This window comes from Sphingobium sp., assembly GCF_036170395.1.
In the GTDB taxonomy this organism is placed as follows: Bacteria; Pseudomonadota; Alphaproteobacteria; order Sphingomonadales; family Sphingomonadaceae; genus Sphingobium.
In genome coordinates this window covers 1-6,635 of record NZ_JAVHPD010000006.1, presented here as the reverse complement: position 1 = coordinate 6,635, position 6,635 = coordinate 1, and the positions used below count along the sequence as shown (strand labels likewise).

Sequence of the window (6,635 nt, the reverse complement as noted above, 5' to 3'; positions counted from 1 at the left end):
TCGGGCTGGATGGTCGCGGCGCTGCGCAGCGAGTTCGGCCCGCTGCCCGACCAGTCGATGCACGAAAAGACCAGCGTTCCCGCACTGATCGAGGAACTCTACACCTTCCTGCGGCAGGCCGATGCGCGCGAATTGGGCATGATGTTCCGCGACCTCGACGCCGCGCGCGACGCCGGCAACGAAGTCGAGGCGCAGCGCATCCAGCACGCGATCGACAATTATGAGACCCATGTCGTCCCCATAGTCGCCGACATTGACGCCGGCTTCGGCAATGCCGAGGCGACCTATCTGCTCGCCAAGAAATTCATCGAGGCAGGGGCCTGCTGCATCCAGATCGAGAACCAGGTTTCGGACGAAAAGCAGTGCGGCCATCAGGACGGCAAGGTCACCGTCCCGCACGAGGATTTCATCGCGAAGATCCGCGCGGTTCGCTATGCCTTCCTGGAACTGGGCGTCGATGACGGCGTGATCGTCGCGCGCACCGACAGCCTGGGCGCGGGGCTGACCAAGCAGATCGCCTATACCCGCGAGGCGGGCGATATCGGCGATCTTTATAACGGCTTCCTCGATTGCGAGCCGGTCGATGCCGCCGCGATCGGCCATGGCGATGTGCTCATCAGCCGCGACGGCCGGTTGCTCAAGCCCAAGCGGCTGCCGAGCAACCTTTATCAGTTCCGTCCCGGCACCGGCGAGGACCGCTGCGTGCTCGATTGCATCACCGCGCTTCAGAACGGCGCGGACCTGCTGTGGATCGAGACCGAAAAGCCGCATATCGGCCAGATCGGCGGGATGGTCAGCCGCATCCGCGAGGTCATTCCCAACGCCAAGCTGGTCTATAACAACAGCCCGTCGTTCAACTGGACGCTGAACTTCCGGCAGCAAGTCTTTGATGCGTGGGAGAAGGAAGGCCGCGACCTTAGCGCCTATGAGCGTGCGAAACTGATGAGCGTCGACTACGACGGGACGGAACTGGGCCAGGAGGCGGATGAGCGCATCCGCACCTTCCAGAAGGACTCGGCGCGCGAGGCGGGCATATTCCACCACCTCATCACCCTGCCGACCTATCACACCGCCGCGCTCAGCACCGACAATCTCGCCAAGCGCTATTTCGGCGAGGAAGGGATGCTGGGTTACGTCAAGCAGGTGCAGCGCGAGGAAATCCGCCAGGGCATCGCGTGTGTCAAGCATCAGAATATGGCCGGCTCCGACATCGGCGACGATCACAAGGAATATTTCGCCGGCGAGGCTGCGCTGAAGGCCGGCGGCGCGCATAATACGATGAATCAGTTTGCAGCCTGACAGGCTGCGGGGGAACCAGTTCGCGGCCTGACAGGCTGCCAAGAGCCATCGCGCGGGACTGTGCAGACATCCCGCGCGCTTGGGTGGAAGGACTGGACGGCCCGGCGCACGCCGCCGGGCCGTTTTTTCATAAGGTCCGCTTATGATTATCCCGTGCGGTTCCGCCTGTATCGCGACCGGCGGATCGGCTAGAGCATCGAGCGTCAAATCCGAACCACTGCCGTTCGGTTCGAGTAGCTTTCGAGCGAAGTCGAGAAAGCGTATCGAGAACGCTTGCGACGACCTTCTCGACTGACGGTTCTCGACTCCGCTCGAACCTGCTCGAAGCGAACGGGTCAGATCAAAGGCTCGATGCTCTAAGGCTCGGGCCGTCCAGCCATGGGAGACGCGCCATGTCCTATATGCTCATCACCGCCAACCGGAATTACAGCAGCTGGTCGCTGCGCCCCTGGGTGCTGATGACGGCGCTGGGCATTCCCTTCGAGGACCGGATCGAGCCGTTTGCGTCGGCCACCAACTATGCCGCCTTCCGCAGCTTCTCGCCCACCGGGCAGGTGCCCGCGCTGATTGACGGCGACCGTACGGTGTGGGACTCGCTCGGCATCACCCTCTATCTTGCCGATCGCCATTCCGGCGTCTGGCCGGCAGATGAAGCGGCGCGCGCTTTCGTCCAATGCGCGGTCGCGGAAATGCATAGCGGGTTTGCGACGCTGCGGAACGACTGCACCATGAATGTCGGGGTGCGCGTGGAGCCGCACATGCCCTCGCCGGCGCTCCACCGCGACATCGCGCGGCTGCGCGAATTGTGGGAGGAGGGGCTGGATCGCTTCGGCGGGCCATTCCTTGCCGGGGCCAGCTTTACCGCGCTCGACGCCTTCTATGCGCCTGTCGCGTTCCGGGTAAGGACCTATGGGCTGGATGTGGGGCCGGTGGGGCAGGGCTGGGTCGATCATATGCTGGCGCACCCCGCGATGAAGCGGTGGGAGGAAGCGGCGCTCGCGGAAACCTGGCGCGAGGATAGCCATGAGGCGGAGATCGGCGCGGCGGGCAGGATCGTGGCGGACTATCGGGCGGTGTAACTTACCTAAATACTCAGCTTGGTTCCCCGGCGGAGGCCGGGGTCCAGGGGTTAAGGCGCTGCGCGTGGCGCCCTGGGCCCCGGCTTTCGCCGGGGAACAGCTTACCTCATTCTATAAGCCGTTGAGCGGCCTAGCAGGAAGATTGGCGATTTACGGGCGGTGTAACTTTCTTGCCGTACCGGCGATAAAAACTGCCGCTTTCGGTCCCGCCGCCCCTTTCCTGATCGGGCGGACGGGTCTAGGGGGAGGGGCATCATGGTTAAGCCCCGCACCCTCTACGAGAAGATCTGGGACGCGCACGTCGTCGAGCGCCGCCCGGACGGCACCTGCCTTATCTATATCGACCGGCACCTCGTCCATGAGGTGACGAGCCCGCAGGCATTCGAGGGGCTCAGGCTTGCCGGACGCAAGGTGCGGCGGCCCGACCTGACTCTGGCGGTGCCCGACCATAATCTGCCCACGACCCCGCGCCGCGACGCGGCGGGCAACCGCATCCCGATCGCCGACCCGGAGAGCGCGCAGCAGCTCGCCGCGCTGGAGCGGAACGCGCCCGAATTCGGCGTGCGGCTGATCGGTGACGCGGATATAGAGCAGGGCATCGTCCATGTGATCGGCCCGGAGCAGGGCTTCACCTTGCCGGGCACGACCCTGGTCTGCGGCGACAGCCATACCAGCTCGCACGGCGCGCTGGGTGCGCTGGCGTTCGGGATCGGCACGTCCGAGGTCGAGCATGTGCTCGCCACGCAGACATTGTTGCTGAAGCAGTCCAGGACCATGGAAGTCGTGGTCGAGGGCGAACTGGCCCCCGGTGTCACGCCCAAGGATGTGGCGCTGGCCATCTGTGGCCGCATCGGCACGGCGGGCGGGACCGGTCATGTCATGGAATATCGCGGATCGGTATTCCGCGCCATGTCGATCGAGGGCCGGCTGACCGTCGCCAACATGTCGATCGAGGCGGGCGCGCGGTCGGGCCTGTTCGCGCCGGACGAGAAGACCTTCGCGTATTTGAAGGGTCGGCCGATGGCTCCGAAAGGCGCGGACTGGGACGCGGCGGTCGCCTATTGGGGGACGCTGCATACGGATGAGGGCGCGACCTTCGACAAGACGGTGGTGATCGATGCGGCCGACATCGTGCCGACCGTCACCTGGGGCACCAGCCCCGAGGATGTCGTGCCGGTGACGGGCGTGGTCCCCGATCCCGACAGCTTCGCCGATCCCAGCAAGCAGGCCGCCGCGCGCAAGTCGCTCGACTATATGGGGCTTTCCGCCGGGCAGCGGATGCAGGACGTGGCGATCGAGCATATCTTCATCGGCAGCTGCACCAACAGCCGGATCGAGGATCTGCGCGCCGCCGCCGCGCTGCTGAAAGGGCGCACGAAAGCGCCCGGCGTCAAGCACGCGATGGTCGTTCCCGGATCGGGCCTCGTCAAGCGCCAGGCCGAGGAAGAGGGGCTGGATCGCATCTTCCTCGACGCCGGGTTCGAGTGGCGCGAGCCGGGCTGCTCGGCCTGCCTCGGCATGAACCCGGACAAGGTGCCGGCGGGCGAGCGCTGCGCGTCGACCAGCAACCGCAATTTCATGGGTCGGCAGGGGCCGGGATCGCGCACCCATCTGGTGTCGCCTGCCATGGCCGCCGCCGCCGCGATCACCGGCCGACTAACTGACGTGCGCGAATTGATGAAAGAGAAAGAGGGGGTTGCGCTGTGAAGAAGATATTCTGGCTGCTGACATTGGGCGCGCTGGCGAGCGCCGCCATGGCCGCCACGCTCGGCCGCGCCGAGGACACGCCGGCTGCCGCGGAGGCCAGGAAGGCGCGCTGATGGAAAAGCTGACGACTGTCGAAGGCCGCGCCTATCCGTTCGGGATGAAGAATGTCGATACCGACATCGTCATCCCGGCGCATTGGCTCAAGACCATCTCGCGATCGGGCCTGGGCAAGGGTGCGTTCGAGGTGCTGCGCAAGGAGCCGGGCAATGTCTTCGACGATCCCGACTATGCCGGCAGCCCGATCCTGATCGCGGGCGACAATTTCGGCTGCGGATCGAGCCGCGAACATGCCGCCTGGGCGCTCGCTGACCTTGGCATCAAGGTGGTGATCGCGCCGAGCTTTTCCGACATTTTCTCCGGCAACGCCTTCAAGAACGGCATATTGACCGTCGCTCTGCCGCAGGAAGCCATCGACCGGCTGATGGAGGTCGCCCAAGGAACCGACGGAACGCCCGATCCCATTCACGTCGATCTGGAATCGCAGTCCGTCACGACGCAATATCAGGATCGCTTTTCCTTCGAGATCGACCCGTTTCGCAAACATTGCCTGCTTGGCGGGCTGGACGAGATCGGCCTGACTCTAGGCGAGGCGGATGTGATCGGCCGCTACGAGGACCGGTTGGCGCAGGAACAGCCCTGGCTCGTGCCCGCCGCCGTTGCGTAAAGCGCCCGCCCTCCCTATCACAGGATAATCGATCCAAACGGGGTTCTTGACGCATGACCACCTTCGACGACCGCGAAAAAGCGTTCGAGAATATGTTCGCCCATGACCAGGAGATGGAATTCCGTATCCAGGCGCGGCGCAACCGGCTGCTCGGCGAATGGGCGGCGGCGAAGATGGGGCTGACCCCCGAAGAGACCGACGCCTATGCCAAGTCGGTGGTGCAGGCCGATTTCGAGGAAGCGGGCGACGAGGATGTGATCCGCAAGCTGGTGGGCGACATGACCTCCGCCGGCGTCGACATCGATGAGGCGGGCGTGCGTGTTGCGCTGGACGAACAGGCGGTGATTGCGCGCCGCATGTTCATCGAATAGGGCCGCATCCCATGCCGATGGCCGCCGACGACATTGCGGAGATGATCCGCGCCGCTATTCCCGATGCGCAGGTCGAGATCACCGATCTGGCGGGTGATGGCGACCATTATGCTGCGCGCGTGGTGGCGGAGAGCTTCCGAGGCATGAGCCGGGTGGCGCAGCAGCGCGCGGTCTATGCGGCGCTTGGCGGGCGGATGGGCGGCGTGCTCCACGCCTTGCAACTGACCACCGCCGTTCCCAATTAATCGGCTTGAGACATTCGCGCCGCCCGCATGGCGGCGCCAGACAGATTGGACAAGAGAGACATGACCGACGCCGTGCAGCAGCGGATCGCCGAGATCGTCAAGGGCAATGACGTGGTGCTCTTCATGAAGGGGACGCCGCTCTTCCCGCAATGCGGCTTTTCCAGCCGGGCGATCGCGATCCTGGAGCATCTGGGTGTCGCCTATGACACGGTCGATGTGCTTCAGGACCAGGGCATCCGGCAGGGGATCAAGGCCTTTTCGGACTGGCCGACCATTCCTCAACTTTATGTGAAGGGCGAGTTCATCGGCGGCAGCGACATCATGATGGAGATGTACGAAGCGGGCGAGTTGCAGCAGCTCATGACCGATCAGGGCGTCGCCGCGGCGAATTGAACCCATAGTCGCGGGATTTTTGAGGGGCGGGCTGCTCTGGCGGTCCGCCTTTTTCATGCCCACCGTCCGTTCGCATCCGCGCAACAAAATGCGCCAAGGGGTCTGGCCGTTCCCCCATGAAGTGGTTACATGGGCCGCCACAAATCCCCTGGGACTTGCCCCCACGTCCCGCATCAGAAAGTGGCTCGCCCCATGGATATCCGCCTTGGCCTCACCTTTGACGACGTGCTGTTGCAGCCCGGCGAATCGGACGTGCTGCCGAGCCAGGCGGACACCAGCACGCAGGTGACGAAGGAGATCAGGCTCAACATCCCGATCCTGTCCTCCGCCATGGACACGGTGACGGAAGCCGACATGGCGATCGTGATGGCGCAGTTGGGCGGGATCGGCGTGCTGCACCGCAACCTGTCGGTCGAGGAGCAGGTGGAGGCGGTGCGCGCGGTCAAGCGGTTCGAGAGCGGGATGGTGGTCAATCCCATCACCATCCTGCCGAGCGCTACGCTGGCCGATGCGCAGATGCTGATGACCCGGCACAGGATCAGCGGCATTCCGGTGGTGGAGCAATCGGGCAAGCTGGTCGGCATCCTGACCCATCGCGACACCCGCTTTGCCGAAAACCCGAACCAGCCAGTCAGCGAACTCATGACCAAGGATAATCTGGCGACGGTCAAGGCCGGCGTCGGGCAGGACGAGGCCCGACGCCTGCTGCACCAGCGCCGGATCGAAAAGCTGCTGGTGGTGGACGACGCCTATCATTGCGTCGGCCTCATCACCGTCAAGGATATCGAGAAGGCCGTCACCTATCCGCAGGCGACCA

General features: G+C 64.5%; 8 protein-coding genes. All 8 read left to right on the top strand.

Translation table 11 applies throughout. The features are described from left to right. Window positions 1–1,299: isocitrate lyase (locus V2B31_RS01535; RefSeq protein ID WP_328274619.1), on the top strand; the 1,299-nt coding region annotated here is incomplete at its 5' end. Window positions 1,300–1,691: 392 nt separating this feature from the next. Beyond that, complete coding sequence (locus V2B31_RS01530; RefSeq protein ID WP_328274617.1) at window positions 1,692–2,378, top strand: glutathione S-transferase family protein; 687 nt, start codon at window positions 1,692–1,694, stop codon at window positions 2,376–2,378. A gap of 255 nt (window positions 2,379–2,633) precedes the next feature. Then, window positions 2,634–4,085, top strand: a complete 1,452-nt coding sequence (gene leuC / locus V2B31_RS01525) for a 3-isopropylmalate dehydratase large subunit (RefSeq protein ID WP_328274615.1) — start codon at window positions 2,634–2,636, stop codon at window positions 4,083–4,085. 112 nt (window positions 4,086–4,197) lie between these two features. Continuing rightward, on the top strand, window positions 4,198–4,809 hold the full coding sequence (gene leuD / locus V2B31_RS01520; protein ID WP_328274613.1) for a 3-isopropylmalate dehydratase small subunit: 612 nt from the start codon (window positions 4,198–4,200) through the stop codon (window positions 4,807–4,809). Between the two features lie 53 nt (window positions 4,810–4,862). Continuing rightward, window positions 4,863–5,180, top strand: a complete 318-nt coding sequence (locus V2B31_RS01515) for a DUF1476 domain-containing protein (RefSeq protein ID WP_328274611.1) — start codon at window positions 4,863–4,865, stop codon at window positions 5,178–5,180. A gap of 11 nt (window positions 5,181–5,191) precedes the next feature. Next, a complete protein-coding gene (locus tag V2B31_RS01510; RefSeq protein ID WP_328274609.1) occupies window positions 5,192–5,425 on the top strand; it encodes a BolA family transcriptional regulator in 234 nt (77 codons plus the stop codon). A 60-nt stretch (window positions 5,426–5,485) separates the two neighbouring features. Then, a complete protein-coding gene (gene grxD, locus V2B31_RS01505) occupies window positions 5,486–5,818 on the top strand; it encodes a Grx4 family monothiol glutaredoxin (protein WP_328274607.1) in 333 nt (110 codons plus the stop codon). Window positions 5,819–6,010: 192 nt separating this feature from the next. Further along, window positions 6,011–6,635: IMP dehydrogenase (locus V2B31_RS01500; protein ID WP_328274605.1), on the top strand; the 625-nt coding region annotated here is incomplete at its 3' end.

Coding starts and splice junctions, on each gene's coding strand:
- V2B31_RS01530 (WP_328274617.1), top strand. CDS start 1,692: ATGTCCTATATGCTCATCACCGCCAACCGGAATTACAGCAGCTGGTCG.
- grxD (WP_328274607.1), top strand. CDS start 5,486: ATGACCGACGCCGTGCAGCAGCGGATCGCCGAGATCGTCAAGGGCAAT.
- V2B31_RS01510 (WP_328274609.1), top strand. CDS start 5,192: ATGCCGATGGCCGCCGACGACATTGCGGAGATGATCCGCGCCGCTATT.
- V2B31_RS01515 (WP_328274611.1), top strand. CDS start 4,863: ATGACCACCTTCGACGACCGCGAAAAAGCGTTCGAGAATATGTTCGCC.
- leuD (WP_328274613.1), top strand. CDS start 4,198: ATGGAAAAGCTGACGACTGTCGAAGGCCGCGCCTATCCGTTCGGGATG.
- leuC (WP_328274615.1), top strand. CDS start 2,634: ATGGTTAAGCCCCGCACCCTCTACGAGAAGATCTGGGACGCGCACGTC.